General features: G+C 71.9%; 25 protein-coding genes. 14 read left to right on the forward strand and 11 right to left on the reverse strand.

Features of this window, described 5'->3' with window-relative positions:
* Nucleotides 1-204 precede the first annotated feature (204 nt).
* Complete coding sequence (locus tag PV343_RS27705; protein WP_319149710.1) at nucleotides 205-816, forward strand: response regulator transcription factor; 612 nt, start codon at nucleotides 205-207, stop codon at nucleotides 814-816.
* A 16-nt stretch (nucleotides 817-832) separates the two neighbouring features.
* Here PV343_RS27705 and PV343_RS27710 read toward each other — a convergent pair whose 3' ends face one another.
* The 4 genes from PV343_RS27710 to PV343_RS27725 all read right to left on the reverse strand — a co-directional run bounded on the left by PV343_RS27710 (nucleotide 833) and on the right by PV343_RS27725 (nucleotide 4,959).
* Nucleotides 833-1,654, reverse strand: coding sequence for a hypothetical protein (locus PV343_RS27710; RefSeq protein ID WP_319149711.1), 822 nt, complete (start codon nucleotides 1,652-1,654; stop codon nucleotides 833-835).
* Nucleotides 1,654-2,193, reverse strand: coding sequence for a SigE family RNA polymerase sigma factor (locus tag PV343_RS27715; RefSeq protein WP_319149712.1), 540 nt, complete (start codon nucleotides 2,191-2,193; stop codon nucleotides 1,654-1,656). The genes PV343_RS27710 and PV343_RS27715 overlap by 1 nt, the downstream gene beginning before the upstream one ends.
* 51 nt (nucleotides 2,194-2,244) lie before the next feature.
* Nucleotides 2,245-3,678: an MFS transporter gene (locus PV343_RS27720; protein ID WP_319149713.1), complete on the reverse strand. Its 1,434-nt coding sequence runs from the start codon at nucleotides 3,676-3,678 to the stop codon at nucleotides 2,245-2,247.
* A gap of 93 nt (nucleotides 3,679-3,771) precedes the next feature.
* The gene (locus tag PV343_RS27725) at nucleotides 3,772-4,959 is read right to left on the reverse strand and encodes a lipid-transfer protein (protein ID WP_319149714.1); all 1,188 of its coding nucleotides are present in this window, start codon (nucleotides 4,957-4,959) and stop codon (nucleotides 3,772-3,774) included.
* 162 nt (nucleotides 4,960-5,121) lie between these two features.
* On the opposite strand from PV343_RS27725, the gene PV343_RS27730 reads away from it, so the two are divergent.
* The 5 genes from PV343_RS27730 to PV343_RS27750 all read left to right on the forward strand — a co-directional run bounded on the left by PV343_RS27730 (nucleotide 5,122) and on the right by PV343_RS27750 (nucleotide 10,840).
* The gene (locus tag PV343_RS27730; protein WP_319149715.1) at nucleotides 5,122-6,864 is read left to right on the forward strand and encodes an MFS transporter; all 1,743 of its coding nucleotides are present in this window, start codon (nucleotides 5,122-5,124) and stop codon (nucleotides 6,862-6,864) included.
* 119 nt (nucleotides 6,865-6,983) lie between these two features.
* Nucleotides 6,984-7,634: a class I SAM-dependent methyltransferase gene (locus PV343_RS27735; protein ID WP_319149716.1), complete on the forward strand. Its 651-nt coding sequence runs from the start codon at nucleotides 6,984-6,986 to the stop codon at nucleotides 7,632-7,634.
* Between the two features lie 187 nt (nucleotides 7,635-7,821).
* Nucleotides 7,822-8,799 (forward strand): N-acetylmuramoyl-L-alanine amidase, encoded by a 978-nt coding sequence (locus tag PV343_RS27740; protein ID WP_319149717.1) that lies wholly within the window; start codon nucleotides 7,822-7,824, stop codon nucleotides 8,797-8,799.
* Between the two features lie 82 nt (nucleotides 8,800-8,881).
* A complete protein-coding gene (locus PV343_RS27745) occupies nucleotides 8,882-9,712 on the forward strand; it encodes a DUF5336 domain-containing protein (protein WP_319149718.1) in 831 nt (276 codons plus the stop codon).
* 117 nt (nucleotides 9,713-9,829) lie between these two features.
* Entirely contained in the window at nucleotides 9,830-10,840 is a 1,011-nt protein-coding gene (locus PV343_RS27750; protein ID WP_319149719.1) for an LLM class F420-dependent oxidoreductase, read from the forward strand.
* On the opposite strand, the gene PV343_RS27755 is transcribed toward PV343_RS27750, so the two are convergent.
* Complete coding sequence (locus PV343_RS27755) at nucleotides 10,837-11,403, reverse strand: hypothetical protein (RefSeq protein ID WP_319149720.1); 567 nt, start codon at nucleotides 11,401-11,403, stop codon at nucleotides 10,837-10,839. The genes PV343_RS27750 and PV343_RS27755 overlap by 4 nt on opposite strands.
* A 149-nt stretch (nucleotides 11,404-11,552) precedes the next feature.
* Here PV343_RS27755 and PV343_RS27760 point away from each other — a divergent pair, with 149 nt between their 5' ends.
* Complete coding sequence (locus PV343_RS27760) at nucleotides 11,553-11,843, forward strand: hypothetical protein (RefSeq protein WP_319149721.1); 291 nt, start codon at nucleotides 11,553-11,555, stop codon at nucleotides 11,841-11,843.
* Between the two features lie 31 nt (nucleotides 11,844-11,874).
* Here the strand turns inward: PV343_RS27760 and PV343_RS27765 are convergent, their stop codons facing one another.
* The 3 genes from PV343_RS27765 to PV343_RS27775 are packed head-to-tail and all read right to left on the reverse strand — an operon-like array spanning nucleotide 11,875 to nucleotide 15,115.
* Complete coding sequence (locus tag PV343_RS27765) at nucleotides 11,875-12,960, reverse strand: prenyltransferase/squalene oxidase repeat-containing protein (protein ID WP_319149722.1); 1,086 nt, start codon at nucleotides 12,958-12,960, stop codon at nucleotides 11,875-11,877.
* Nucleotides 12,957-13,709 (reverse strand): class I SAM-dependent methyltransferase, encoded by a 753-nt coding sequence (locus PV343_RS27770; RefSeq protein ID WP_319149723.1) that lies wholly within the window; start codon nucleotides 13,707-13,709, stop codon nucleotides 12,957-12,959. Before PV343_RS27770 ends, PV343_RS27765 begins: the two co-directional genes overlap by 4 nt.
* Nucleotides 13,703-15,115 (reverse strand): glycosyltransferase family 4 protein, encoded by a 1,413-nt coding sequence (locus tag PV343_RS27775; protein ID WP_319149724.1) that lies wholly within the window; start codon nucleotides 15,113-15,115, stop codon nucleotides 13,703-13,705. The genes PV343_RS27770 and PV343_RS27775 overlap by 7 nt, the downstream gene beginning before the upstream one ends.
* Nucleotides 15,116-15,335: 220 nt before the next feature.
* Between PV343_RS27775 and PV343_RS27780 the strand changes: the two genes are divergently transcribed.
* The 6 genes from PV343_RS27780 to PV343_RS27805 all read left to right on the forward strand — a co-directional run bounded on the left by PV343_RS27780 (nucleotide 15,336) and on the right by PV343_RS27805 (nucleotide 19,869).
* Entirely contained in the window at nucleotides 15,336-15,968 is a 633-nt protein-coding gene (locus PV343_RS27780) for a TetR family transcriptional regulator (protein WP_319149725.1), read from the forward strand.
* Between the two features lie 70 nt (nucleotides 15,969-16,038).
* Nucleotides 16,039-16,644 carry a hypothetical protein gene (locus PV343_RS27785; protein WP_319149726.1) on the forward strand — a complete coding sequence of 202 codons (606 nt, stop codon included), beginning with the start codon at nucleotides 16,039-16,041 and terminating at the stop codon, nucleotides 16,642-16,644.
* Nucleotides 16,641-17,294 (forward strand): hypothetical protein, encoded by a 654-nt coding sequence (locus tag PV343_RS27790; protein WP_319149727.1) that lies wholly within the window; start codon nucleotides 16,641-16,643, stop codon nucleotides 17,292-17,294. Before PV343_RS27785 ends, PV343_RS27790 begins: the two co-directional genes overlap by 4 nt.
* Complete coding sequence (locus PV343_RS27795) at nucleotides 17,294-18,985, forward strand: WXG100 family type VII secretion target (RefSeq protein ID WP_319149728.1); 1,692 nt, start codon at nucleotides 17,294-17,296, stop codon at nucleotides 18,983-18,985. Before PV343_RS27790 ends, PV343_RS27795 begins: the two co-directional genes overlap by 1 nt.
* 10 nt (nucleotides 18,986-18,995) lie before the next feature.
* Nucleotides 18,996-19,409 (forward strand): DUF4279 domain-containing protein, encoded by a 414-nt coding sequence (locus PV343_RS27800; protein ID WP_319149729.1) that lies wholly within the window; start codon nucleotides 18,996-18,998, stop codon nucleotides 19,407-19,409.
* A gap of 10 nt (nucleotides 19,410-19,419) precedes the next feature.
* Entirely contained in the window at nucleotides 19,420-19,869 is a 450-nt protein-coding gene (locus PV343_RS27805) for a hypothetical protein (RefSeq protein WP_319149730.1), read from the forward strand.
* A gap of 321 nt (nucleotides 19,870-20,190) precedes the next feature.
* Here the strand turns inward: PV343_RS27805 and PV343_RS27810 are convergent, their stop codons facing one another.
* The 3 genes from PV343_RS27810 to PV343_RS27820 all read right to left on the reverse strand — a co-directional run bounded on the left by PV343_RS27810 (nucleotide 20,191) and on the right by PV343_RS27820 (nucleotide 22,842).
* Nucleotides 20,191-20,424, reverse strand: a complete 234-nt coding sequence (locus PV343_RS27810; RefSeq protein ID WP_319149731.1) for a ferredoxin — start codon at nucleotides 20,422-20,424, stop codon at nucleotides 20,191-20,193.
* A gap of 2 nt (nucleotides 20,425-20,426) precedes the next feature.
* Entirely contained in the window at nucleotides 20,427-21,878 is a 1,452-nt protein-coding gene (locus PV343_RS27815; RefSeq protein WP_319149732.1) for an aldehyde dehydrogenase, read from the reverse strand.
* A gap of 82 nt (nucleotides 21,879-21,960) precedes the next feature.
* Nucleotides 21,961-22,842: a GNAT family N-acetyltransferase gene (locus tag PV343_RS27820; RefSeq protein WP_319149733.1), complete on the reverse strand. Its 882-nt coding sequence runs from the start codon at nucleotides 22,840-22,842 to the stop codon at nucleotides 21,961-21,963.
* Between the two features lie 156 nt (nucleotides 22,843-22,998).
* Here PV343_RS27820 and PV343_RS27825 point away from each other — a divergent pair, with 156 nt between their 5' ends.
* Nucleotides 22,999-24,027 carry an MBL fold metallo-hydrolase gene (locus PV343_RS27825; protein ID WP_319149734.1) on the forward strand — a complete coding sequence of 343 codons (1,029 nt, stop codon included), beginning with the start codon at nucleotides 22,999-23,001 and terminating at the stop codon, nucleotides 24,025-24,027.
* Nucleotides 24,028-24,056: the final 29 nt, after the last annotated feature.

Here is a 24,056-nt window from a genome sequence, read left to right on the forward strand (position 1 = left end):
CTTCGGTCTCTCGTGGGGGTCGGCGCGGACCCGGTCGGTATACCGAACGTCGTTCGATCGAAATACCGAACCTTTTCCGCGCCGAAATACCGAACAAATACCGGAAATGCAGAGGTGATTGTTTGCGCGTCACCGGGAATCGTCAACCCCGCGGACCGAAGCGGTGACGGGTCCTGGATTCACTTCCGCGGCTACGCTGGGGTCGTGAAGAACATCCGAGTCCTGCTCGCCGAGGACCAGGGCATGATGCGCGGTGCCCTCGCGCTGCTGCTCGGTATGGAGGACGACATCGAGGTGGTCGCCCAGGTGTCGTCCGGCGACGCGATCGTGGCGGCGGCGCTGCTGCACCGGCCGGACGTGGCTCTGCTGGACATCGAACTGCCGGGCATCAGCGGCCTGGACGCGGCGGCGGAGCTGCGCGAGCAGGCGCCGGACTGCCGGGTGCTGATCCTGACCACCTTCGGCCGGCCCGGCTATCTGCGCCGGGCCATGGAGGCCGGGGCGGCCGGATTCCTGGTCAAGGACGGGCCGGTGGAGGAACTCGCCCAGGCCGTCCGGCGCGTGCTCACCGGGGAGACCGTGGTCGACCCGGCGCTGGCCGCCGCCGCGCTCGGCGCCGGGCCGAACCCGCTGACGGCCCGGGAACGCGAGGTGCTGCAGGCGTCGGCGGACGGGGCGACGGTCGCGGACGTCGCCGGCCGGCTCCACCTGTCCGAGTCGACGGTCCGCAACTACCTGTCCTCCGCCATCGGCAAGACGGGCACCCGCAACCGGGCGGAGGCGGTCCGGGAGGCCAGGCAGCAGGGATGGCTGTGACCTCCCGGCGCGTCCGCTACTTCGTCACCTCCGCCGACGCGTAGGACGTCCCCTCCGGGGCGACGCAGGTGAACCAGTTCGCCCCCCGGAAGCCGGCCACCGTGCGGATCGCCGAGCCCGTGTCGTGGGCGGAGAAGCCCTCGGCCGGCTCGGCCACGGCCGTCGTGCCGTCCTTCCAGTGGCAGGTGACCTGCCGTGCGGTCTTCGCGACCATGCCGATCACCAGGCGGCCGGAGCTCTCGCCTCCGGTGCCCAGCCGGGTCGCGCCGGCCTCCAGGTCCGTGCCCCTGAACCGCTCGAACTTCTCGACCGAGTTGAACATCACCTGCTGCGGACGGTCCGTGTCGCCCCAGCCGCGCATCGCGAAGTACGAGGTCTTGCCGATCAGGTCGGCGGGCCTGCGGGCCTCGGCCGGCTCGATGCCACGCTCGGCCATGGCGTCGAACTGGCGGTCCGCCTCGCGCTCGTCGCGCGGCGCTCCCCACACGTCGACGAAGGCGGTCCACCGCTTGCCCCGGTAGGTGCCCCGCGCGATCTCGGTCCCCTGCGGGTCGTACACGTGCCGCGCCGCGGCCGAGGCGGGCGGCTTCGCCACGTCCGTCCCCCGGTCGGCACGGCCACCGCCCGGCAGCCCGGTCACGGCCAGGGTGCCCGTGGACCCGGCCAGCACCAGCGCCGTGGCCGCCGTCACCGCCCAGCGCCTGGCCCTGCGCCGCCGGCCGCCGCGCAGCACCGCCTGCACCGGAGCCGTGCCGATCTCGACCCGGTCCGCGGCGTCCGCGAGCAGGAGGGCGATGTCCGACGGTGTCATCTCGTGGTTCTCCCGGTCCGCGCCCATCACTTCCGCCCTCCGTGCGTCACCGTCTCGGCCAGTCCCGGCAGGGCGCGCAGTTTCGCGATGCCCTTGGCCGCGTTGCTCTTCACCGTGCCGACCGAGCAGCCCATCGCCTCGGCCGTCTGGGTCTCCGTCAGGTCCTCCCAGTAGCGCAGGACCACCGCTTCCCGCTGCCGCGCGGGGAGTCGGGCGAGCGCCTCCAGCAGCGCGTCCCGGTCGTCGGCCTGCGCCATCCGGTCGCCGGTGTCGGCCACTTCACGCACCAGACCCGAGTCGTCCTTCGGGGCCAGGAACTCCTTGAGCCGCCTTCTGTGCCTGCGCGCGTGCGCGTTGATCATCACGCGGCGTACGTAGGCCTCCGGATCGTCCGCCGAGCCGACCCGGCGCCAGGCCACGTAGACCCGTTCGAGCGTCGACTGGACCAGGTCCTCGGCGGCGTGCCGCTCCCCCGTGAGCAGGAACGCCGTACGCATCAGCCGCGGCCAGCGGCCGGTCATGAAGCTCTGGAACTCCGCGTCCCGAGCCGACTTACGATCCCCCATGGGCACCTCCTAGACATCAGGAGGAGTCCACGGACCGCCCGGACCGTTGCCTCATCCCGCGGAACGCGCCGAAGTCCTCCGCGGCAGCCACACCAGCATGAGCAGCGCCCCGCCCAGCAGCAGGGCCGCGCTGGTGCGGAAGGCGAGCGCGTAGCCGTCGGTCAGGGCACCGGGCCCGTGTCCGCTGCCGGTGCCGGCCGCCGCGACGGTCGACATCACGGCGAGGCCCAGCGAACCGCCCATGGTGCGGGAGGTGTTGATCAGGCCCGACACCAGTCCGGCCTCGCCCGGGGCCGCGCCCGAGGTGGCCAGCGCGGCCAGCGGGGTCCCGGCCAGGCCCGCGCCCAGCATCATCAGCATGCCGGGAATCATGATTCCGGTGACGTACGCCCCGTGCGCGGTCATCGTCGACTGCCAGGCGAAGCCCGCCGCGGCGACCAGGGTGCCCAGGGTCGCCACCGTGCGGGCCCCGGCCGAGCGCATCAGGCGGGGGGCCACCTTGGAGCCGACGACCACCGACAGCGAGCTGGGCACCAGGGCGAGGCCGGCCTCCAGCGGCGAGTAGCCGAGCACGTTCTGCGCGTACAGCGTCATGAAGTACCACATGCAGAACATGGCGGAGCCGGAGACGAACATGGCCGCGTTCGCCGAGGCCACCGAGCGCAGCCTGAGCAGTCCGAGCGGCATCAGCGGCGCCGCGGTGCGGGCCTCGACCAGCAGGAAGCAGCCGATGAGGGCCAGTCCGGCCGACAGCGGCAGCAGCGTGGCCGCGGCCGTCCAGCCCCGCGCCTCGGTCTGCACGATGCCGTAGGCGAGGATCGCGAGTCCCGCCGTCACCAGCAGGGCGCCCGGCAGGTCGAGGCGCCGCCGGTCCCCGGCGCGGCTCTCGGCCAGCCACAGCGCGGAGCCGGCGAGCACCACGGCGCCCACCGGCACGTTGATCAGCAGCACCCACCGCCAGGAGAGCGCGTCCACCAGCACCCCGCCGACCAGTCCGCCCGCCGCCCCGCCGCCGGCGCCGACCGCGGTCCAGGTCGCTATCGCGCGGGCACGGGCGGCCCCTTCGGGGACGGCGGCCGTCAGCAGGGTCAGCGTCGAGGGGGCGAGCACGGCCGCGCCCAGCCCCTGCACGGCCCGCGCCAGCAGCAACTGCCAGCCGTCCTCGGCGAGTCCGCCGCCCAGCGAAGCGAGGGTGAACAGGCCGAGCCCGACGAGGAACATCCGCTTGCGGCCGTAGAGGTCGCCGGCCCGGCCGCCGAGCAGCATGAAGCCGGCGAAGGCGATGGCGTAGGCGTTCACCACCCACTGCAGGCCGTCGGCGCTCAGCCCGAGGTCCGTCCGCATCGACGGCAGGGCCACGTTGACCACGGACACGTCGAGCACGACCAGGAACTGCCCGGCGCAGGCCAGCGCCACCACCAGCCAGGTCGGGGGCGTCACCGGGCGGCGGAAGGTGCGGCGGGAGACATCGGCGGCTTCGAGCATGGGTGTCATGCTCTCAACCCGGCCGTGCCCCTTGCATCGGCTTTTCGGACCAGCGGGTCCTGGTCCGCACGACCTAAGCCGCCCGCCGGAGCGCTACGCCGCCCGCAGGAGCGTGACGACCGCCGCGCCACCCAGCCCGATGTTGTGCGCGAGCCCCACCCGGGCGCCGGGCACCTGCCGCTCCCCCGCCTCGCCGCGCAGCTGCCAGACCAGTTCGGCGGTCTGGGCGAGGCCGGTGGCGCCCAGCGGATGGCCCTTGGAGATCAGCCCGCCCGACGGGTTCACCACCCAGCGGCCCCCGTAGGTGGTCGCCCCGGACTCCACCAGCGCTCCGGACTCGCCGGTCGGGCACATGCCGAGCGCTTCGTAGGTGAGCAGTTCGTTGACGGAGAAGCAGTCGTGCAGCTCCACGACGTCCACGTCGTCGATGCCGAGCCCGGCCCGCTCGTACGCCTGCCGGGCCGCCTCGCGGGACATCGGCTGCCCGACGACGTCGATGCAGGACCCGAACGCGAAGGACTCCACGGTGTCCGTGGCCATGGCCTGCGCGACGATCTCGGTCAGGCCGCTCAGGCCCCGCTCCTCGGCGAACCGCTCCGAGACCACCACGGCCGCCGCCGCGCCGTCCGAGGTCGGTGAGCACTGGAGCCTGGTCAGCGGCCGGTGCACGGTGCGCGCGGCGAGGATCTCGTCGACGTCGTGGGCGTCCCGGAACTGGGCGTAGGGGTTGTGGACGGAGTGGCGGTGGTTCTTGGCGGCGACCGCGGCGAGCTGCGCCTCGGTGGTGCCGTACCGGTCCATGTGCTCGCGGGCCGCGCCGCCGAAGATCTGCGCGGTCGGCGGGGTGGCCCCGAAGCCGTGCCGGGCGGCCATGATCCCGTAGTGGCGGGCCACCGGTGAGGTGGCGAAGTCGCCTCCGTCGGCGCCCGCGCCGAGCGCGCCCTTGCGCATCTTCTCGAAGCCCAGCGCCAGGACGCAGTCGCAGGCGCCGCCCTCGACGAGCTGGCGGGCCAGCATCAGCGCGGTGGCGCCGGTCGCGCAGTTGTTGTTGACGTTGTAGACGGGAACGCCGGTCAGGCCGAGTTCGTAGGCGGCGCGCTGGCCGGCGGTCGAGGGCTGGAAGCAGTAGCCGACAGGAACCTGTTCCACGTCGGTGTAGGAGATCCCGGCGTCGGCGAGCGCGGCCTCGCCCGCCTCCCGCACCATGTCCCAGTACTGCCATTCCCTGGTCTCGGGCTTTTCGAAGCGGGTCATCCCGACCCCGGCGACATAGGCCTTCATGGCGGGCCAGAGTAGAACGTGTTCCACCAACAGGCCAGCCCCTGACGTGAGGTCAGAAACCCATGAGCGGGTCAAGGATTCATTAGAGGCCCGAAGCAACGGAATAGTTGCCTGTGCATACGAGGTTTACCGGGCACGTATGTCCACGGGAGGCCTCACTCAATGACGCACACGACGACCGACCAGCCCGACCGGAGGGCCGGCGGAGCCGTGGTCCCGGTGCTCGCCTTCGCGGGCATCGTGGTCGCGGTGATGCAGACCCTGCTCGTGCCGGTCATCAAGGACCTGCCGCAGCTCCTGGACACCGCTCCCAGCAACGCCACCTGGGTCCTCACCTCCACCCTGCTGTCCGGCGCCGTCGCCACCCCCATCATGGGCCGCCTCGGCGACCTCTACGGAAAGCGGCGGCTGCTGGTCCTGAGCCTCGCCGTGATGGTGGTCGGCGCCCTGGTCAGCGCCCTCACCAGCGAGCTCCTCACGATGATCGTGGGCCGTACCCTGCAGGGCTTCGCCATGGGCGCCATCCCGCTGGGCATCGGCCTGATGCGCGACATGCTGCCGCGCGAGCGGCTCGGCTCCGCCATGGCCCTGATGAGCTCCTCGATCGGCGTCGGTGGCGGCCTCGCGCTGCCCGCCGCGGCCCTCGTCGCCCAGCACAGCGACTGGCACGCGCTCTTCTACGGCGCGGCCGGTCTCGGCGCCATAGCCATCGCCCTGACCCTCCTCGTGGTGCCCGAGTCGCCGATGCGCGCCCGCGGCACCTTCGACCTGCCCGGCGCGCTCGGCCTGTCCGCCGGACTGGTCCTGCTCCTGCTGCCGATCACCAAGGGCAGCGACTGGGGCTGGTCCTCCGGCACGACGCTCGGCCTGTTCGCCGCCTCCGTCGCCGTGTTCCTCCTGTGGGGCGCCTACGAACTGCGCGTCCAGGCTCCCCTGGTCGACCTGCGCACCACCGCCCGCCCGGCGGTGCTGTTCACCAACCTCGCCTCGATCATGGTCGGCGTCAGCTTCTACGTCGTCTCGCTGGTCCTCCCCCAGCTCCTCCAGCTGCCGGAGGCCACCGGCTACGGCCTCGGCCGGTCCATGGTCGTCGCCGGCCTGTGCGTCGCGCCGCTGGGCCTGACGATGATGTTCACGGCGCCGGTGTACGCCCGCCTGTCGGCCCGCTACGGCCCCAAGGTCACTTTGATCACCGGCCTGCTGGTCATCGGCCTCGGCTACGGCGGCGGCCTCGGCCTGATGGACGCGGCCTGGCAGACCATCGTCACCTCCGTCGTGCTCGGCGCCGGCATCGGCCTCGCCTACTCCTCGCTGCCCGCCCTGATCATCGGCGCCGTCCCGGCCTCCGAGACCGGCGCGGCCAACGGCCTCAACACCCTGATGCGGTCGATCGGCACCTCCGTCTCCAGCGCCGTCATCGGCATGGTGCTGGCCAACACCGCGCACCACGCCGGCGCGGTCGCCGTCCCGACCATGCACGGCTTCCGCGTCTCCTTCCTGATCGCCACCGCCGCCGTCGCGGTCGGCCTGGTGTTCGCGCTCCTGCTGCCCAGGACGCCGCGCCCCGCCGCGCACACCCAGCTGCGCGCCAGCAGCGAGGAGGACGCGGCGCTGGAGCGCGCCGAGCAGGCGCTGCGGGGCTTCCGGGGCCGGGTGCTGGACGCCGGGGGCAGCCCGGTCGCCCGCGCCAAGGTCACCCTGATCGACCGCCGGGGACGGCAGGCGGGGGCGACGCTCTCCGACGCGGACGGCGGCTACGCCCTCACCGTGCCGGCCGGCGGACCGTACGTGCTCGCCGCGAAGGCCACCGGGCACGGGCCGCTCGCCTCCGCCGCCACCCACCACGGCGAGGAACGGGCCGTCCAGCTCGACCTCTCCCTGCCGGGCGAGACGGTGACCGCCTAACGCGCTCCCGCCTCCCGGCACCCACCTCGCAGGCACCCCCTGTCGCCCCGGCGGCAGGGGGTGCGGCAGCATAGGCGCCCCGGAAGTACCCGGAAAGCCGTACGACCGAAAGGCGCCCCATGCCCGCCGCACCCAAGCCCGAGATCCTGGCCGCGTTCGAGGCGGCGAAGGGCTTCATGCCCGTGGACGAGGGCCTGGCGCTGTACGCGGCCGCCGTCGAGGCCGGCCGGCTCGGCCTCCCCCTCCTGGAGGTCGGCACCTACTGCGGACGCTCGACGGTCCTGCTCGCCGACGCGGCCCGCGCGGCCGGGGTCACCGCGCTCACCGTCGACCACCACCGGGGCAGCGAGGAGCAGCAGCCGGGCTGGGACTACCACGACCCCGGCACGGTCGACCCGGAGCTCGGCCTGATGGACACGCTGCCCACCTTCCGCCGGACCCTGCACCGGGCGGGCCTGGAGGACCACGTGGTGGCCCTCGTCGGCCGATCCCCGCAGATCGCCGCCCTCTGGAACGCGCCGCTCGGCCTCGTCTTCGTCGACGGCGGCCACACCGACGAGCACGCGAACGCCGACTACGAGGGCTGGGCCCCGCACGTCGCCGACGGCGGACTGCTCGTCATCCACGACGTGTTCCCGCACCCGGAGGACGAGTTCACCGGCCAGGCCCCGTACCGGGTCTACCTCCGGGCCCTGGAGTCGGGCGCGTTCACGGAAGTCTCCGTGACCGGATCGTTGCGGGTGCTGCGGCGGACCGGGACGGGCGTCTGACCCAGACTCGCCGTGATCGCCGGGGCTCTACCTGGTGGTGCTCGGCATCGCCGGGTGGCTGATCGTGCGCGGTCTCTGAGGCCGCTCCGGGATCGGGCGGCCCGGGGACGTCGGCCGTACCGGCCGCGCCACCCGTTGGGACCTGTCGGTCATGTGAAGGCCCTGGACGGCCGCTAGGGTGGCAGGCGTGTCGTACGTAGGCCCGGACTTCGATCCCCCGCAGCCGCGCCGGCCCCGGCGCGGACCACTGACCGTCGCGCTCGCCGCGCTGGTGCCCGGCGCGCTGCTCGGCTGGCTGGTGTACGAGGCGGTGGGCGGCTCGGGCGGCTCCTCGGGCGCCGTGAGCACCGCCTCGGCGTCCACCTCCGCCGGCTCCCCCACCGGCTCGTCGACGCCGTCGGCCGCCGAGCCAGGCACGGGTACGCCCACCGCCGACGCCAAGCGGCCGGACCCGAAGCGCACCACCACCGCCCCGGCCGCGTCCGGCGCCCTGCGCGGCAAGGTGGTCGTCATCGACCCCGGCCACAACCCCGGCAACTTCCGGCACACGGCCGAGATCAACCGCCAGGTGGACATCGGCACCAACAAGAAGGAGTGCGACACCACCGGCACGTCCACCAACTCGGGCTACTCCGAGGCCCGGTTCACCCTGGACGTGGCCCACCGCCTGCGCACGATCCTGGAACAGCAGGGCGCCACCGTGAAGTTGACGCACGACGGGGACTCCCCGCCCTGGGGCCCCTGCGTCGACGAGCGCGCCCGGATCGGCAACACGGCGCACGCGGACGCCGCCATCTCCCTCCACGCCGACGGCTCGGCCGAGGGCCACCGCGGTTTCCACGTCATCCTCCCGGCGGCCGTGCACGCGGGCGCCGCCGACACCCGGCCCATCGCCGCCGCCTCGCGCGACCTGGGCGAGCGGGTGGCGGGCAAGTTCGTCCGCGTCACGGGCGAACCCCCCTCCAACTACGTGGGCGACGGTACCGGTCTCGTCACACGTCAGGACCTGGGCGGTCTCAATCTGTCAACGGTTCCCAAGGTCTTCATCGAGTGCGGCAACATGCGCGATAGCAAGGACGCGGCACTCCTCACCAGTGGCACCTGGCGGCAGAAGGCGGCGCAGGGGATCTCCGAGGGAATCGTGAGTTTCCTGCGCGAGTCGTGACGACGGGCGCAACCGGGCGGACAGGCCGATCTTGCGGACGATAGTGTCTACCGACGTCGAGACGACCTACGAAGGACCTGAAGTGAATATCCGCTCCCTCACTAGAGGCGACGGCGTGGTGATCGGAGCAGCGGTGTTGCTGTTCATCGCGTCGTTCCTCGACAACTACTCGTACGACGGGGCAGACGGCCTCGACCTGCCGAACCTGTGGGCGAGCGGACCTGTCCTGCTCAGCGTCGTCCTCGCGGGGATCATCGGCGCTGCGCTGATCGTCGTCTCCCGTGCCCTGCCCGAGCCGCGCAAGGTCGTGGGTCTTGACCTCGGGCAGTTCGGTGTCGCCTTCGCGGTGTTCGCCGCGTGGAGCGCGCTGGGCAACGTCATCGACCCGACGGGCGGCGCGAACAACGTCACCGGCTCCAACGACGGCCCGAACGCGGGCACGGGCCTGATCATCGCCCTCATCGCCACCCTCGTCATGGCCGGTGCCGCCATCGCGACGCCGCTCGTGCCGGCCCTGCAGGCCGCTCTCGTCCCGGCTCCCAAGCCGGCCGCCCCGCAGCCCTACGGCGCCCAGCCGCCGGGTGGTTACGGTTACCCGGGCGCGCAGCCGCAGCCGGGGCAGCCGTACGGCGCGCAGCCGCAGCCGGGCCAGCCGTTCGGGCAGCAGCCGGCGCCGCAGCAGGCCGCCGCCCCGGCGCCGCAGCAGGGCGGCGGGGACTTCTCGCCGTTCTGGTTCGCCGTGCCGGTCGCCCGGCCGCTGTTCGCCGAGGACGGTTCGCCGAACCCGATCGCGGAACTGGCGCCTGGCACCTGGTACTTGGCGGTGGAGCAGCGGGGCGGCGCACTGGTGGCGCAGACGCAGGACGGCCGCCGCGGTGTGCTCCAGGACACCTCCGGGATCCAGCGCGGCTGACACCGAGCGCCCCGCGCCGGTACTTCCGCGCACGGCCCCTCGCCCTTCCGGGCGGGGGGCCGTTGCCGTACAGTCGCCTCCCGGCATATTGCTGACGATCCGTCAGGAGGCAGGCGCATGCGGCTCGGTCTCGCTCTCGGCTACTGGGGCCGCGGTCCGGACGCCGGTCATGTGCCGCTGGCCCGCGAGGCGGAGCGGCTCGGGTACCACTCGGTGTGGACGGCCGAGTCCTGGGGTTCGGACTGCTTCACCGCCCTGACCTGGATCGCCGCGCGGACCTCGACGATCCGGCTGGGCACGGCGGTTGCCCAGATGGCGGCCCGTTCGCCGACCGCGACCGCCATGCACGCGCTCACCCTGGACCACCTCTCCGGCGGGCGGGTGCTGCTCGGGCTCGGTCTGTCCGGGCCGCAGGTGGTGGAGGGCTGGTACGGCCGTCCGTTCCCGAAGTCGCCGCTGACCGCGACCCGGGAGTACGTGGACGTGGTGCGGCAGGTGCTCCGGCGCGAGGCGCCGGTGGTGTCCGACGGCCGGTTCCATCCGCTGCCGTACCGGGGCCCGGACGGCACCGGTCTGGGCAGGCCGCTGAAGCCGATCACCCACCCGCTGCGCGGCGACCTGCCCGTGCTGCTCGGCGCGGAGGGCCCGAAGAACGTCGCGCAGACGGTCCGGATCGCCGACGGCTGGCTGCCGTTGTACTGGTCGCCGAGCCGGCCAGAGGTGTACGGGGAGGCGGTGCGTGAGCTGCCCGAGGGTTTCACGGTGGCACCGATGGCCCGGGTGAGGGTGTGCGACGACGTGGCCGAGGGCCTGCTCCCGGTGAAGGCCATGCTCGGCTTCTACATCGGCGGGATGGGGCACGCGGCCCGCAACTTCCACGCCGACCTCATGGCCCGCATGGGGTACGAGGAGCAGGCCCGGCGGATCCAGGAACTGTTCCTCGCCGGGCGCCGGGAGGAGGCGCTGCTGGCCGTGCCGGACGCGTTCGCCGACGAGATCTCGCTGGTCGGCCCCCGTCAACGGATAGCGGAGCGGCTGGAGTTGTGGCGCAAGGGTCCGGTGACGGACCTGCTTGCCCTGTCACCGGACCCGCACACCCTGAGGGTGCTGGCGGAGCTGAACTCCTAACCGGCGGAGAGCTGGGACGAGGACGGCACCTGGTCCTTCACCGGGGCCCCGGCGCTCTTGCCTGCGTCCTTGACCTTGTTGATGATGTCGTCGAAGGTGCCGGCCGCGTCCGCGTCGCCGCCGCGCAGCTTGGCCGGCAGGCTCTTGAGCCCCTCGATGCCGGCGGTGAGCGGGGCGAGGGCCTTGGTGAGCGCCGGGTCGCCCTGGGCGTTGCGCTGGGCGGCCTTGAGCCGGTTGTAGACGAAGGCGCCGGCCAGACCGGCCTTCACCAGGGACACCTTGCGCCCCTTGGCGCCCTTCTTGAACTTGCCGGCCTTCCAGGGCTTGACGATCCACTGGTACGTCGCGCCCGCCGCGAGGCCCGCGTTGGCCACGAAGCGGGTCTTGGCGAACTTCTGCCGCTCGGCCGACGTGGTCGGGCTGGGCGTGGCCGCGTCGACGGCCGCGACGTCCGCGGTGTCCTTCGTCCTGGTCTTCTCGCTGTTTCCGCAGGCGGTGGAGCCGGCCAGCAGCGCGCAGCACAGGGTGAGCGCCACGCACAGGCGCCGTATCGGTACGGGCACGGGGTCCTCCGGACGTGTCTCCCCGAGCGGCTGTTTCCTCCGGCAGCCTCCCCCGGAGGGCAGGGGCGCGCCACCCAGGGGACGCCGTCGGGGTGGTGGGCCTTGTCCCGGCCTTGTTTCACGGCCGCGGAAGCGGCAATCCGAAGGGCATGTCTGGATATCGCAACGGAGCGAATCAGGCCGGGACGGTCGTCGCCGTCGTCGCCGACGTCATGGCCTTCATCCTCGGCCTGTGGATTCTGATGTACCTGCTGGACGCCAACCGGGCCAACAGCCTGGTGCAGTTCGTCCATGACGCCGCCGCCTGGCTGGCCGGCTGGTCCCACGACCTCTTCACGTTCGACGAGGCCTGGGCCCGGGTGGTCGCCGGATACGGCCTCGCCGCCGTGGTGTACCTGTTCGTGGGGCACGCCATCGCCAACCGCATGCACCGGCACTGACGTCCGGTCGCCGGACCCCGGCGCGGGCCGCCTAGGGCAACAGGCCCTGGCGGCAGCAGTCGGGGTCCAGGCCGGACGGCAGGTGCTCCCCGCCGAACACCGCGCAGGTGGCGTCGTGGCCGCCGAGGGCGGCGACGGCGAGCAGCAGGGAGCCCGCCGTCCAGGTCGTGAGTTCCTGCGGCCAGACGGCGCCGTCGTCGAAGACGTACCCCGTCCAGTACAGGCCCGTCGCCGGGTCGCGCAGGTGCTGGATGGACTGGAGGATCTCCAGGGAGCGGTCGGACTCGCCGATGGCCCACAGAGCCAGGGCGAGTTCGCTGGACTCGCCGCCGGTCACCCACGGGTTGGGGACGACGCAGCGCACGCCGAGACCGGGGACGACGAAGCGGTCCCAGTCCGCCTCGATGCGGGACTTGGCCTCCGCTCCGGTCAGCGCGCCGCCGAGGACCGGGTAGTACCAGTCCATCGAGTAGCGGTCCTTGTCCAGGAAGCGCTCGGGGTGGCGGCGGATCGCGTGGCGCAGCGCACCGACCGCCAACTCCCAGTCCGGCTGCGGTTCTTCGCGCTCCTCGGCGATGGCGAGGGCGCAGCGCAGCGCGTGGTGGACGGAGGAGCTGCCGGTGAGCAGCGCGTCGGCGGTGGGTGTGCCGTCGTCGTCGCGGCGCCAGCCGATCTGGCCGCCGGGCTGCTGCAACCGCAGCACCCACTCCATGGCGGCCTGGACGGTGGGCCACATGCGGTCCAGGAACGTGTCGTCGCCGGTGGACAGGTAGTGGTGCCAGACGCCCACCGCTATGTAGGCGACGAAGTTGGACTCGCGGGCGCGGTCGGTGACGTCGTCGTGGGCGCCGTCGGCGTAGGCGGCGTACCAGGAGCCGTCGGGGTTCTGGTGGGTGGCGAGCCAGGTGTAGGCCCGTTCGGCCGCCTCGTGCTCGCCGGCCGCGTCCAGGGCCATGGCGGCCTCGGTGTGGTCCCACGGGTCGAGGTGGTGGCCGCGGAACCAGGGGATGGCGCCGTCCTCCCGCTGCACGGCGAGGATGCCGCGGACGGTCGCGGCAGCCTGCTCGGCGGTGAGGACCCCGGGCAGGACCAGGTGTTCCGTCCGGGGCGTCGTCACTTGGCGGCCGCCCCGTCGTTGTCGGCGAGGCGGGGCAGGTGGGGCTTGGTCGCGTAGACCACGAAGCTCTTGCCGATGAGCGGGTTGAGCGCCTGTTCGGCGACCCGGGTGGCCAGCGGCTTCTTCATGATGTCCCAGACCAGCAGCTTGTGGTACGCGCGGACGGGCAGCGCCTTGTCGTTGTCGACGCCGAACGCGCACTTGAGCCACCAGTACGGCGAGTGCAGGGCGTGCGCGTGGTGGCTGCCGTACGGCTTGAGGCCTGCCTCGCGGATCTTGCCGACCAGTTCGTCGGCCTTGTAGATGCGGATGTGGCCGCCCTCGACCTCGTGGTAGGCGTCGGACAGGGCCCAGCAGACCTTCTCGGGGCCGTAGCGGGGCACGGTGACGGCGATGCGGCCGCCCGGCTTGAGGACGCGCACCATCTCGGCGAGCACGCCCTTGTCGTCGGGGATGTGCTCCATGACCTCGGAGATGATGACGACGTCGAAGGACTCGTCGGGGAAGGGCAGGGCGAGGGCGTCGCCCTCCATCGCGGTCGCACTCGCTCCGGCCGGGGCCTCGCCCGCCTCCGCCATGGCCGCGAACCACTTGGCGACCTCGCGGATCTCCTCGGCGTTCTGGTCGAGCGCCACGACCTGCGCGCCGCGCCGGTAGCACTCGAAGGCGTGCCGGCCGGCGCCGCAGCCGAGGTCCAGGACGCGGTCGCCCGGGGCGAGCGGGAACCGGGAGAAGTCGACGGTCAGCACGTGGCCCTGCTTTCGCGGTCGGAGGTGTCGCGGTCGGAGGCGGGTGGTTCTTCGGGTACGGCCGCCTGCGCGACGGGCGGGCGCGCGGGAACGGACGGGGTGCCCGGGTGGTGGGCGACGGCGTCACGGTAGCGGGCCACGGTCCCCTCGGCGGCACGGGCCCAGGTGAACCGGTCCAGGACGCGGGCCCGCCCGGCGGTGCCGAGCCGGGTGCGCAGCTCCGGGTCGCCGAGCAGCCGGCCGAGGGCGGCGGCGAGCGCGCCCGGGTCGCCGGGCGGCACGGCCAGGCAGGTCTCGCCGTCGCGGCCGGCGACCTCGGGGATGGCTCCGCCGGTGGTGGCGACCAGCGGAGTGCCGGTGGCCATGGCCTCGGCGGCGGGCAGCGAGAAGCCCTCGTAGAGCGAGGGCACGCAGGCGACCTCGGCGGAGCGGATCAGGTCGACCAGTTCGGCGTCGGAGATGCCCTTGACGAACTCGACGGCGCCTTCGAGGCCGTAGCGCTCGACGGCCTGGGCGACCGGGCCCTCGGTGGGGCGCTTGCCGACGACGACGAGGTGGGCGGCGGGGTGTTCGGTGCGCACCTTGGCGAGGGCCTCGACGAGGAAGACCAGGCCCTTGAGGGGCACGTCGGCGCTCGACGTGGTGACGATGCGGCCGGGGACCTCGGGGACGGCCGCATTCGGCGCGAACAGGTCGGTGTCGGCGCCGATGTGGACGACGTGGACGCGGTCGTCGCGGACGCCGAGGTGGTCCACGATCTCCTGGCGGGAGCTGCCGGAGACGGTGAGCACCGAGGGCAGGCGGCGGGCGACGCGCTTCTGCATGCGGGTGAAGGCGTACCAGCGGCGCACGGACAGCCGGCGCTGACGGCCTTCGGCGGCGTCCAGCTCCAGTTGCCGGTCGACGGTGATGGGGTGGTGGATGGTGGTGACCAGGGGGGCGCCGATGTCGCCGAGCAGGCCGTAGCCGAGCGTCTGGTTGTCGTGGACGACGTCGAACTCGCCCGCGCGGGCGCGCAGATGGCGGCGGGCGCGCAGGGAGAAGGTCAGCGGTTCGGGGAAGCCGCCGGTCCACATGGTGGCCACCTCGAGGGCGTCGATCCAGTCCCGGAACTCGTCCCGCTTGGGCGTGCGGAAGGGGTCGGGCTGGCGGTAGAGGTCGAGGCTGGGCAGCTCGGTCAGGCTCAGGCCGTCGTAGCCCTCGTCGAGGACGGGGTAGGGCTGGGAGCCGATGACCTCGACGCGGTGGCCGAGGCGGGCCAGCTCGCGGGAGAGGTGCCGTACGTAGACGCCCTGGCCGCCGCAGAACGGGTTCCCTTTATAGGTGAGGAGCGCGATCCTGAGCGGTCGCTCGCCGTCCGCCGCGAGGTCCGGTCGGGGACCCGCCTGACTGGCCTCAGCGGTCACTCCGGGCCCCCTTCTGCCTGCACTGTCCCGCGAGACTACGTCGGGACGCTAATCTAGAACAAGTTACAGACTTGATCGTTCAAGAGGCTCTGAATCTACCGGCAGGTAAGGGCCCTGTGAGCAGTGGATCAGGTGATTCACGCCACGGCACGGACCCCCGCCGTGCAGGATGATCACATGCCCTACCGAAGCCCTCACCGACCGTCACGGAGCGGGACCCATGCCTGCGGAATCCAAGCTGGAAGCGAGTAGCGCCCGGCCCCCTTCGGCGCCGCTGACCGAGCGCCAGGAGGCCCGCCGCCGCCGGATCCTGCACGCGAGCGCGCAGCTTGCCAGCCGGGGCGGTTTCGACGCGGTGCAGATGCGCGAGGTCGCCGAGTCCTCGCAGGTGGCCCTCGGCACGCTGTACCGCTACTTCCCGTCCAAGGTGCACCTGCTGGTCGCCACCATGCAGGACCAGCTGGAGCACATGCACGGCACGCTGCGGAAGAAGCCGCCGGCGGGAGACACGGCGGCCGAGCGGGTCGCGGAGACCCTGATGCGGGCCTTCCGCGCGCTGCAGCGCGAGCCGCACCTGGCCGACGCGATGGTCCGCGCCCTCACCTTCGCCGACCGCAGCGTCTCCCCCGAGGTCGACCAGGTCTCCCGGCAGACGACGGCGATCATCCTGGACGCGGTGGGCCTGGAGCACCCCACCCCCGAGCAGCTCTCCGCCGTCCGGGTGATCGAGCACACCTGGCACTCGGCGCTGATCACCTGGCTCTCGGGCCGCGCCTCGATCGCGCAGGTGAAGATCGACATTGAGACGGTGTGCCGGCTGATCGACCTGACGGAGCCGGGGACGTCACGCTGAGGGGCGGCTGTGACAAGGGCGTGACAGGGGTGGGTTGTTCCCTGTCGCCGCGATGGTGATGATGGATCGCATGTCTGAACACGGGGGCGGGGCGGACGAGGCAGCGCGCAACGACTTTCCCAGGTCTCGGTTGTACGACTACGCGGAGATGACGGCGCCTCCGCGAGAGCGGGCGGCGGACCGGTCGCAGCAGACGGCCGACGGCTCCGCGGAAAGCTTGCGGGAGGAGGCCGGCGGCTCCGCCGGCTCCTCGCCGGAGCACGTCTCCGCGGACGGAAGCGAAGCGGAGGCGCAGGCGCGCAGACGGGAGTTCGCGGCCCTGCTCGACGAGTTCCGTCACACCCCCGTCCTGGTGCCGCTCGGCGACGGGCCGGGTCCGGTCGAGGAGCGGGGGATGCTGACCGCGGATTGGAACGGTATCCGCTTCATCCTGGCGTTCTCGGACGAGCGGGCGCTCGCCCGTTACGCCCGGGAGCGGGGCGCCTTCGCGCGGGAGTGGACGTATCAGACGGTGCTCGGGGCGCGGCTGCTGGATGTGGCGGTGCCGGCCGCGGGGGTGCCGTGCGGGGTGGCGCTGGACTGTGCGGACGGGCCGGACGGGATGGTGTTCCCGCCGGTGCGGGGCATCGTGCCCGACGAGGCGGCGCTGGACTTCGAGGCGGGGGACGAGGCATGAGCGACGGTGGCAAGGACCTGAAGGCGGACGGGCTCGCACTGGTCGCGAAGGGCCTGACCGAGGCCCTGGGTGAGTTGAAGGAACTCGGCATGGTGGGTGAGGCGGGGGCCGGGCGCGGCTTCTCCGACATCGCGCTGTCCGGTCTGGAGCTCGGCCATGAGGGGCTGACGGGTGACTTCAAGTCGTTCTGCGAGCGCTGGGAGTGGGGGGTGCGGTCGCTGGTCGCCGAGGGCAACGGGTTCGCTGTGAAGACGGGGTTGTCGGCGGGCACGTATTACGAGACCGAGCACTACGTGGAGGGTTCCTTCAAGGTGGTCGCCAACTCGGCCGTCGGCAATCCGTACGCCTCCGAGGAGGACGTGGAGAAGATGGGCTGGGGCGACATCGCCACGTCCGGGGTCTACGGCGGGAACGTGGACTACAGCAAGGAGTCCTTCGACCAGGCGATGGCCAACAGCGGGCAGGCGTGGAAGGACGCGGGCCGGGACGTGATGACCTCCCACACCCTCGGGCCCATGGGTGTCAACCCCGAGAACCTGCACGACGCGTTCGGTGTCTCGGACCAGGAGTACGACCAGTACCTGGACGACACCTTCGGGCCCTCTCCCGAGGCCCGCGCCAAGGCCGCCGGGCAGGGCGGGGAGGGCTGATGGGGCTCGGAGACCTCACCAACTCGCTGCTGGGCGAGGGCGAGCACCTCTGGGACGCGGGCAAGAAGAAGCTCGGCGAGGGCGTCGACTGGACCACGGACAAGCTCGGCGAGGGCCTGGACTACGTCGGTGCGCACGACTGGGCCGACAGTGTGGAGGACTGGGGCGACGAGGTCGCCTCGGACCTGGGTGCCACCCCGGGCGAGCAGCAGCTCGGCCAGACCGAGGAGCCGGACGAGCTCGTCCACGGCCACCCGGACAGGATCCGGGAGAGCGCCAAGCACCTGAGGGACTTCCACGGCGCCTTCGACAAGGTGAGCACGGGGCTGAAGAAGGTCGACTCCTCCGGCTGGCAGGGCCAGGGCGGCGACGCGTTCCGGGAGAAGTTCGGCGTGCACCCCACCAAGTGGGCGCAGGCCGCCGAGGCCTGTGACACGGCCGCGGGGGCGCTGGAGGCGTACGCGGGCACCGTGAAGTGGGCGCAAGCGCAGGCCAAGGAGGCCGTCGAGCTCTACAAGAAGGGCGTGCAGGCGTCCAAGGACGCGGCGGACGCGTACAACAAGAAGGTCGACGCCTACAACGCCAAGGTCAAGGCGAACGAGGACCCGGGGCCCAAGCCGGAGCCGTTCCACGACCCGGGCAAGGCCGACATCAAGGCGGCCGCCGAGAAGCTCGCCGAGGCCCGTAAGCAGCGCAACACCGCCGCCTCCGAGGCACAGGGAAAGGTGAAGGCGGCCCTCGCCCACGCCCCCGCCGAGCCGCCGCCGCTTCAGCGCCTGGGCAACGACCTCACGGACGGCTACCAGGCCGTCAACACCGAACTCACCCACGTGGTCGGCGGCGCGCTCAAGGGCACGGCCGGACTGCTGAACTTCGTCCGCGGCCTGAACCCCACCGACCCGTACAACCTGACCCATCCGGCCGCCTACGTGCAGAACGTCAACATGACACTGGCCGGCCTGGTCTCCACCGCCTCCCACCCGGAACGGGTCGTCCAGGCGGCCGTGGACGGGTTCAAGAAGGACCCCTCGGAGTTCGTCGGCCGCCTCATACCGGAGCTGGTCGGCACCAAGGGCGCGGGGCTCGCCCGCGGCGGACTGCGGCTCGGGCTGCGGACGGCCGCGAAGGAGGGGCTCGAGGGGGGCGTCGAGAACGCGGCCCGCAGGTCCGTGCGCGACGGCCTCGAAGGACCCCGGGGAGCCGGGGACCCCATGCCCGAGCGTGCCGACGTCATGCAGGCGCTGCGCGACTCGAACCCGCAGATCGTGAACAAGAAATGGCCGGACACCGACGGCCGCTACTACGCGGACCGGGTGCTCGCCGGTGGCCGGGCCGACGGGGAGCAGGTCTTCGCCGGTCACGGTTACATCGAATCCGGAGCCGGGGAAACGGTCGTTCCCGAGGGGACCCACATCTCCTTCTACGTGGAGCACGGGGACGCGCTGCCCGGACTCAACGGCCTGACCGTCGAGCGGGGCGTGTATCCGGCGAACGGCTACGTGGAGACGTTCGGGCCGGGCGAGAGGATTCCGAACTACACGCTGGCGCCTCCCGCATCGTCGGGCGGCGGCGGATTCAGCGTGTTCGAGAATTCCACGACCGTCGGTCAAAGAACGCAGCTGGGCGAGCTGCTGAAGCCCGGCATGGGAAATGTTCACTGGGCAGCTTGCCGTGAGATAATCGAGCCGTGAGGAGCCCAACATGGATGTAGCAGAAAAGCGCCACTGGGTGTTGACGGAGGTGTCGCTCGTCATCAGGGGAAGAGATCTCCGCCCTGAAGAGATCACCCCCTTCCTTGATGTCGAGCCCACTGGCGTACGCAACCCGGGACCCAGTAAATGGGACCGCCCGGGTGAGGTCGATGGACAGTGGAAGATCAGCTGCAACGAGCGCACCAGCCGGGACTTTCACGAGCAGCTGGACAGCATCCTTTCCATCGCGGAACGGAAGCGGATTGAGCTCGGACAACTGGCCGAACAGGGATATGAGGTGACCGTCAGCCTGTTCGGATTTTCCGGAAACGATTCGACTCTTGCTCTTGAGCCGGAAGAAATCAAGCGAATCGCACGCCTCGGATTCCCACTCAGAGTCGCAGCCAGCATGAGCGAACGCTAAGAGAGCAATCATGGAAATGAAGCCTGTGAACAAATCGAAATCTTGGGCCGAGCTGACTACGTCCCTGGTGGTATCGGGTCGGGAAGTGGATGATGCTTCACTGCTCCTCGAGTTTCAGCTCGCCGACAGTGAGGATTTCTCTTCGTGTGAAGGCGCGGGAGTCTATTCCGGCCCCGGCTGGGCCACGCTCACCATTGACGAGCGACACTCGAGAAGCGCCGACGAACAGGCCGCGCGGCTCATCCGGTTCCTGGGCCCTCGCAAGCCGGCGCTCGACGCGCTGAAGAAGGCGGGGAAATCGGTGAAGATCGACATGTCGGGCATTGCCGAGTCCGGATCGGGACTCTGCGTCTCGCCGAAGGTTCTCGCGGATCTTGCGGAGCTGGAGATCCCTCTCACCTTTACGACGGTCCGGGCATCCGGGGAGGACGAAGAGGACCCCCTCGCCTGGCTCGGCTGACCCCTCGGAAGGCCGACTGCGCCGGCGCGAACGCGAAGCACCCGGCGTCCTCGAACATGACGAGACCTACGAGACGGGTTCCCTTCGCCGGTATGGTCCGGATCAGGTGATGGGGGTCGCCCTCCGGCCCGACTGCTGCCTTCCGGCCTCTCAGCCCTACCGTGACAGTCGGCACCGGCGGATGCGTGGTACGTGGTGCGTCGCGCCGAAGTCGGCCGCTGCGGTCGGACTCCCTCACTCGCCTCGTAGGCTGCTTTCAGGATAAGCCCGGATAGGTGTGACGGAACCGCCCAAATGAGAACTTTTTCCAGCACGGGGCCGCTACTCCTCGGGCGGGAACACCGGCTCCCCGCTGACCGCCAGGGTGAGCGTGATCGCCTCCACCGGGCAGCTCTCGGCCGCCGCCAGCAACTGCTCGCCCGCGTCGGCGTCCGGTTCGACGGCGTGGGACTGGCGGGCCGTGTCGAGGCGGAAGCCGTCCGGGGCGTGGTGGAGGCACTGGGCCGAGCCGATGCACACCGACCGGTCGACCTCGACGTGCCAGCGGTCGCCCATCCCTACGCCCCCGCCGGCAGGTGGATCATCTTGTGCTCCAGGTACTCGCCGTACCCCTCGGGGCCGAACTCCCGGCCCAGGCCCGAGTTCTTGTAGCCGCCGAACGGGCCCAGCATGTCGAGGCTGAAGGTGTTGACGGAGTAGGTGCCGGTGCGCACCTGGCGGGCGATCTCGACGCCGCGCTCGACATCCGCCGTCCACACGCTGCCGGACAGGCCGTAGTCGGAGTCGTTGGCGATCTTCACGGCCTCGGTCTCGTCGCCGTACGGGACCAGGCAGATGACCGGGCCGAAGATCTCCTCGCGGGCGATCCGCATGGAGTTGTGGACGTCGCCGAAGAGGGTGGGCTCGACGTACCAGCCCTGGTCCAGGCCCGGCGGGCGGCCGCCGCCGGTGAGGATCTTGGCGCCCTCCTCCTGGCCGATGCGGATGTAGTCGAGGTTGCGGCGCTGCTGTCGGCGGGCCACCAGCGGGCCGACCTGGGTGGCCGGGTCCAGCGGGTCGCCGACCTTGAGCGCGCCCGCGGCCTGCGCGAAGGCGTCCGCGAACTCGTCGTAGCGGGCGCGGGGAACGAGGATCCGGGTCTGGGCGACGCACGCCTGCCCGTTGTTCATCCAGGCCGCGGGGACGATCCCCGAGACGGCCGTCCGGAGGTCGGCGTCCGGCAGCACGACCGCCGCCGACTTGCCGCCCAGCTCCAGCGTGACCCGGGTGAGGTTGCGGGCGGCCACCTCCATCACCCGCCGGCCCGCCGCGACCGAGCCGGTGAACGAGACCTTGTCGATGCCGGGGTGACCGACCAGGTACTCGCTGACCTCTCGGTCGGCGGGCAGGATCGACAGGACGCCCTCCGGCAGCCCCGCCTCGCGCGCGATCTCGCCGAGGAGGTAGGCGTCCAGCGGGGACTCCGGGGACGGCTTGAGCACGACCGCACAGCCGGCCAGCAGCGCGGGGGCGAGCTTGGCGGCCGCGACGAACTGCGGGACGTTCCAGGGGACTACGGCGGCGACCACGCCGACCGGCTCGCGCCGCACGAGGATCGGGCCGAGCACACCGTCGCGGCGCTCCTCGTACGAGAAGCTCTGCGCGACCCTGATCGCCGAGTCCCACACCATCATCGCGCCGAGCGCCTGGGCGAGGACGCTCCATGAGTACGGGGAGCCGTTCTCCGAGGAGATCACCCGGGCGATCTCCTCGTGCCGGGCGGCGATCCCGTCCTTGATCCGGGTGACGACCCCGATCCGCTCCGCCGGCGAGGCGCGCGGCCAGTCCCCCTCGTCGAAGGCGCGGCGGGCGACGGCCACGGCCCGGTCGACGTCCTCCCGCGAGGCGTGCGGCACCCGTCCGATGACCTCCTCGGTGTGCGGCGAGACCACCTCGATGACGTCCTTGCCCAGGGGATCGGCCAACTCCCCGCCGATGAAAAGCTGTCCGTGCTCCACGAGCTCCGCCATGGCCGACCGCCTCCCGACGCACCGCCTGTTTCTGACGCTGTATCAGAAACTGATACCAGTTCCCGTCGCGGGAGACCAGACATCAGAGGTCGAGCTGGTACTCGAACGTCGTGCGGGTCGGCGCATAGCCGAGCGCGTCGTTGATGCGCATCATGTGCGGGTTGCTGTCGGCGGTGTCGGTCAGCAGGCCGCCGAGGCCGGGGTGCCGTTCGAGGGCGTGCCGGACGGAGGCGGCCTTCATCCAACGGCCGAGGTCGTGGCCGCGGTGCCGGGGCAGGACGCCGGTGCCGTAGTGCTGGCCGTCACCCTGGCCGTCACCGGGAACCACCAGTTCGGTGAACCCGGCGATGGAGCCGTCCGACTCGTCGACGGCGGCGACGGTGTGCAGCAGCTCGCCCCGCCTCTGCACGGCCACGGCGGCGGCCCTGACCTGTTCCAGGTCCCAGACCACCGTGCCGAAGTCGGTACCGCCCATCGGCATGTCGTCCATGGCGTGACGCGACTCGACGAACGTCTCGGCGAGGTCGTCGGGGACCGTGCCCTCCCAGGAGATCAGCCGGTAGCCCGGATGCGGCTCCTCGACGATCGCGGTGAGAGCCGTGAGGTCCGCCGCGGCCGACGGGAGCCGGGTGAAGACGAGGGTCAGGACCCGGTGGAAGCCCCGGGCCGACAGGAACCCGTCGCCGGGAGAGCCGGCCTCGGCCTGGCCGATGACACAGCGCCGGCCGTCCTCACGAGCGGTGGCCACGGCCGCCTCCAGCAGCCGGGAGCCCGTGCCCCGCCGCCGCTCGGCCGGGTGGACCCGCAGCTCCAGCTCGGCGAGATGCTCCTGCCCGGTCTTGGCGAAGAGGCGCAGGAACGCCGATCCGACGGGAACTCCGTCGGCGTCGGAGGCCAGCCACACCAGGCGACGGGAGGACGGTCCCGCGTCGGGGTCGGTCAGCGGGGTGATACGCAGTGTCAAGGTGCCTCCATCGGCATGGTTGATCGGCGGCCCGGAGAACGTAGTCGCTGCGGCGGGGACCCGGCAAAGGGTTAAAGGGGTCATCTGACGGACAATCAGTTCCGGTTATAGTGGGCCACGGTCATGGACTGCGGGCGGTGGGGCGGAGGTCCGGAGATGGCGGAGGCGTTCGATCACGGTGGGGGTGTGCGGTCCGTCCGGGTGCCGATCCCGGACAATCCGCTCGGGCACACGCTGGTGTACGTCGTGGACACCGACCGAGGGCCGGTCCTGGTGGACACGGGCTGGGACGATCCGGCCGCCTGGGACGCGCTCGCGGCCGGGCTGACGGCCTGCGGGACGTCCGTCGGCGAGGTGGTCGGCGTCGTCGTCACGCATCACCATCCGGACCATCACGGGCTTTCGGGGCAGGTCCGCGAGGTCTCCGGCGCGTGGGTGGCGATGCACGCGGCGGACGCGGCGATCGTGCGCAGGGCCCGGGAGACGCGGCCGGAGCGCTGGTACGCGTACATGGCGGCCAAGCTGACGGCTGCCGGGGCGCCCGCGGAGCACGTCGCCCCGCTGCGCGCGGCCCGGGGCCGCCGGACCCTGCCCGGTCTCTCGCCCGCCCTGCCCGACCGCGAGATCGTCCCCGGCGAACTCCTCGACCTGCCGGGCCGCCGGCTGCGCGCGATCTGGACCCCGGGCCACACGCCAGGGCACGTCTGCCTGCACCTGGAGGAGGAGCACCCCGCTCATCTCCCCGGCCGGGGACGGCTGTTCAGCGGTGACCACCTGCTGCCGGAGATCACCCCGCACATCGGCCTGTACGAGGACCCGGACGACGCCACGGTCACCGATCCGCTCGGTGACTACCTGGACTCCCTGGAGCGGGTGGGGCGGCTCGCCCCCGCCGAGGTGCTCCCTGCCCACCAGCACGTCTTCACCGACGCCTCCGGCCGCGTACGGGAGTTGCTCGCCCACCACGAGGAACGCCTCACCGGCCTGCTCGCCCTCCTCCGCGAACCGCTCACCCCCTGGCAGCTCGCCGAGCGCATGGAGTGGAACCGCCCCTGGTCCGAAATCCCCTACGGATCGAGGAACATCGCGGTCTCCGAGGCCGAAGCCCATCTGCGCCGCCTGGTGAAACTGGGGCGGGCGGAACCGGTGACGGGGAGCGAGCCGGTGGCGTACGTGGCGGTGTAACCGGATCGCGGCCAGGACGAGGGGCCTGT

The sequence above is a fragment of the Streptomyces sp. WI03-4A genome (assembly GCF_033792105.1).
Taxonomy (GTDB): Bacteria; Actinomycetota; Actinomycetes; order Streptomycetales; family Streptomycetaceae; genus Streptomyces; species Streptomyces collinus_A.

What these genes read in the sequence shown, in the direction of transcription:
- PV343_RS27710 (WP_319149711.1), bottom strand. Translation starts at nt 1,654, where the DNA reads ATGGGCGCGGACCGGGAGAACCACGAGATGACACCGTCGGACATCGCC.
- PV343_RS27715 (WP_319149712.1), bottom strand. Translation starts at nt 2,193, where the DNA reads ATGGGGGATCGTAAGTCGGCTCGGGACGCGGAGTTCCAGAGCTTCATG.
- PV343_RS27720 (WP_319149713.1), bottom strand. Translation starts at nt 3,678, where the DNA reads ATGCTCGAAGCCGCCGATGTCTCCCGCCGCACCTTCCGCCGCCCGGTG.
- PV343_RS27725 (WP_319149714.1), bottom strand. Translation starts at nt 4,959, where the DNA reads ATGAAGGCCTATGTCGCCGGGGTCGGGATGACCCGCTTCGAAAAGCCC.
- PV343_RS27730 (WP_319149715.1), top strand. Translation starts at nt 5,122, where the DNA reads ATGACGCACACGACGACCGACCAGCCCGACCGGAGGGCCGGCGGAGCC.
- PV343_RS27735 (WP_319149716.1), top strand. Translation starts at nt 6,984, where the DNA reads ATGCCCGCCGCACCCAAGCCCGAGATCCTGGCCGCGTTCGAGGCGGCG.
- PV343_RS27750 (WP_319149719.1), top strand. Translation starts at nt 9,830, where the DNA reads ATGCGGCTCGGTCTCGCTCTCGGCTACTGGGGCCGCGGTCCGGACGCC.
- PV343_RS27760 (WP_319149721.1), top strand. Translation starts at nt 11,553, where the DNA reads ATGTCTGGATATCGCAACGGAGCGAATCAGGCCGGGACGGTCGTCGCC.
- PV343_RS27780 (WP_319149725.1), top strand. Translation starts at nt 15,336, where the DNA reads ATGCCTGCGGAATCCAAGCTGGAAGCGAGTAGCGCCCGGCCCCCTTCG.
- PV343_RS27785 (WP_319149726.1), top strand. Translation starts at nt 16,039, where the DNA reads ATGTCTGAACACGGGGGCGGGGCGGACGAGGCAGCGCGCAACGACTTT.
- PV343_RS27790 (WP_319149727.1), top strand. Translation starts at nt 16,641, where the DNA reads ATGAGCGACGGTGGCAAGGACCTGAAGGCGGACGGGCTCGCACTGGTC.
- PV343_RS27795 (WP_319149728.1), top strand. Translation starts at nt 17,294, where the DNA reads ATGGGGCTCGGAGACCTCACCAACTCGCTGCTGGGCGAGGGCGAGCAC.
- PV343_RS27800 (WP_319149729.1), top strand. Translation starts at nt 18,996, where the DNA reads ATGGATGTAGCAGAAAAGCGCCACTGGGTGTTGACGGAGGTGTCGCTC.
- PV343_RS27805 (WP_319149730.1), top strand. Translation starts at nt 19,420, where the DNA reads ATGGAAATGAAGCCTGTGAACAAATCGAAATCTTGGGCCGAGCTGACT.
- PV343_RS27810 (WP_319149731.1), bottom strand. Translation starts at nt 20,424, where the DNA reads ATGGGCGACCGCTGGCACGTCGAGGTCGACCGGTCGGTGTGCATCGGC.
- PV343_RS27815 (WP_319149732.1), bottom strand. Translation starts at nt 21,878, where the DNA reads ATGGCGGAGCTCGTGGAGCACGGACAGCTTTTCATCGGCGGGGAGTTG.
- PV343_RS27825 (WP_319149734.1), top strand. Translation starts at nt 22,999, where the DNA reads ATGGCGGAGGCGTTCGATCACGGTGGGGGTGTGCGGTCCGTCCGGGTG.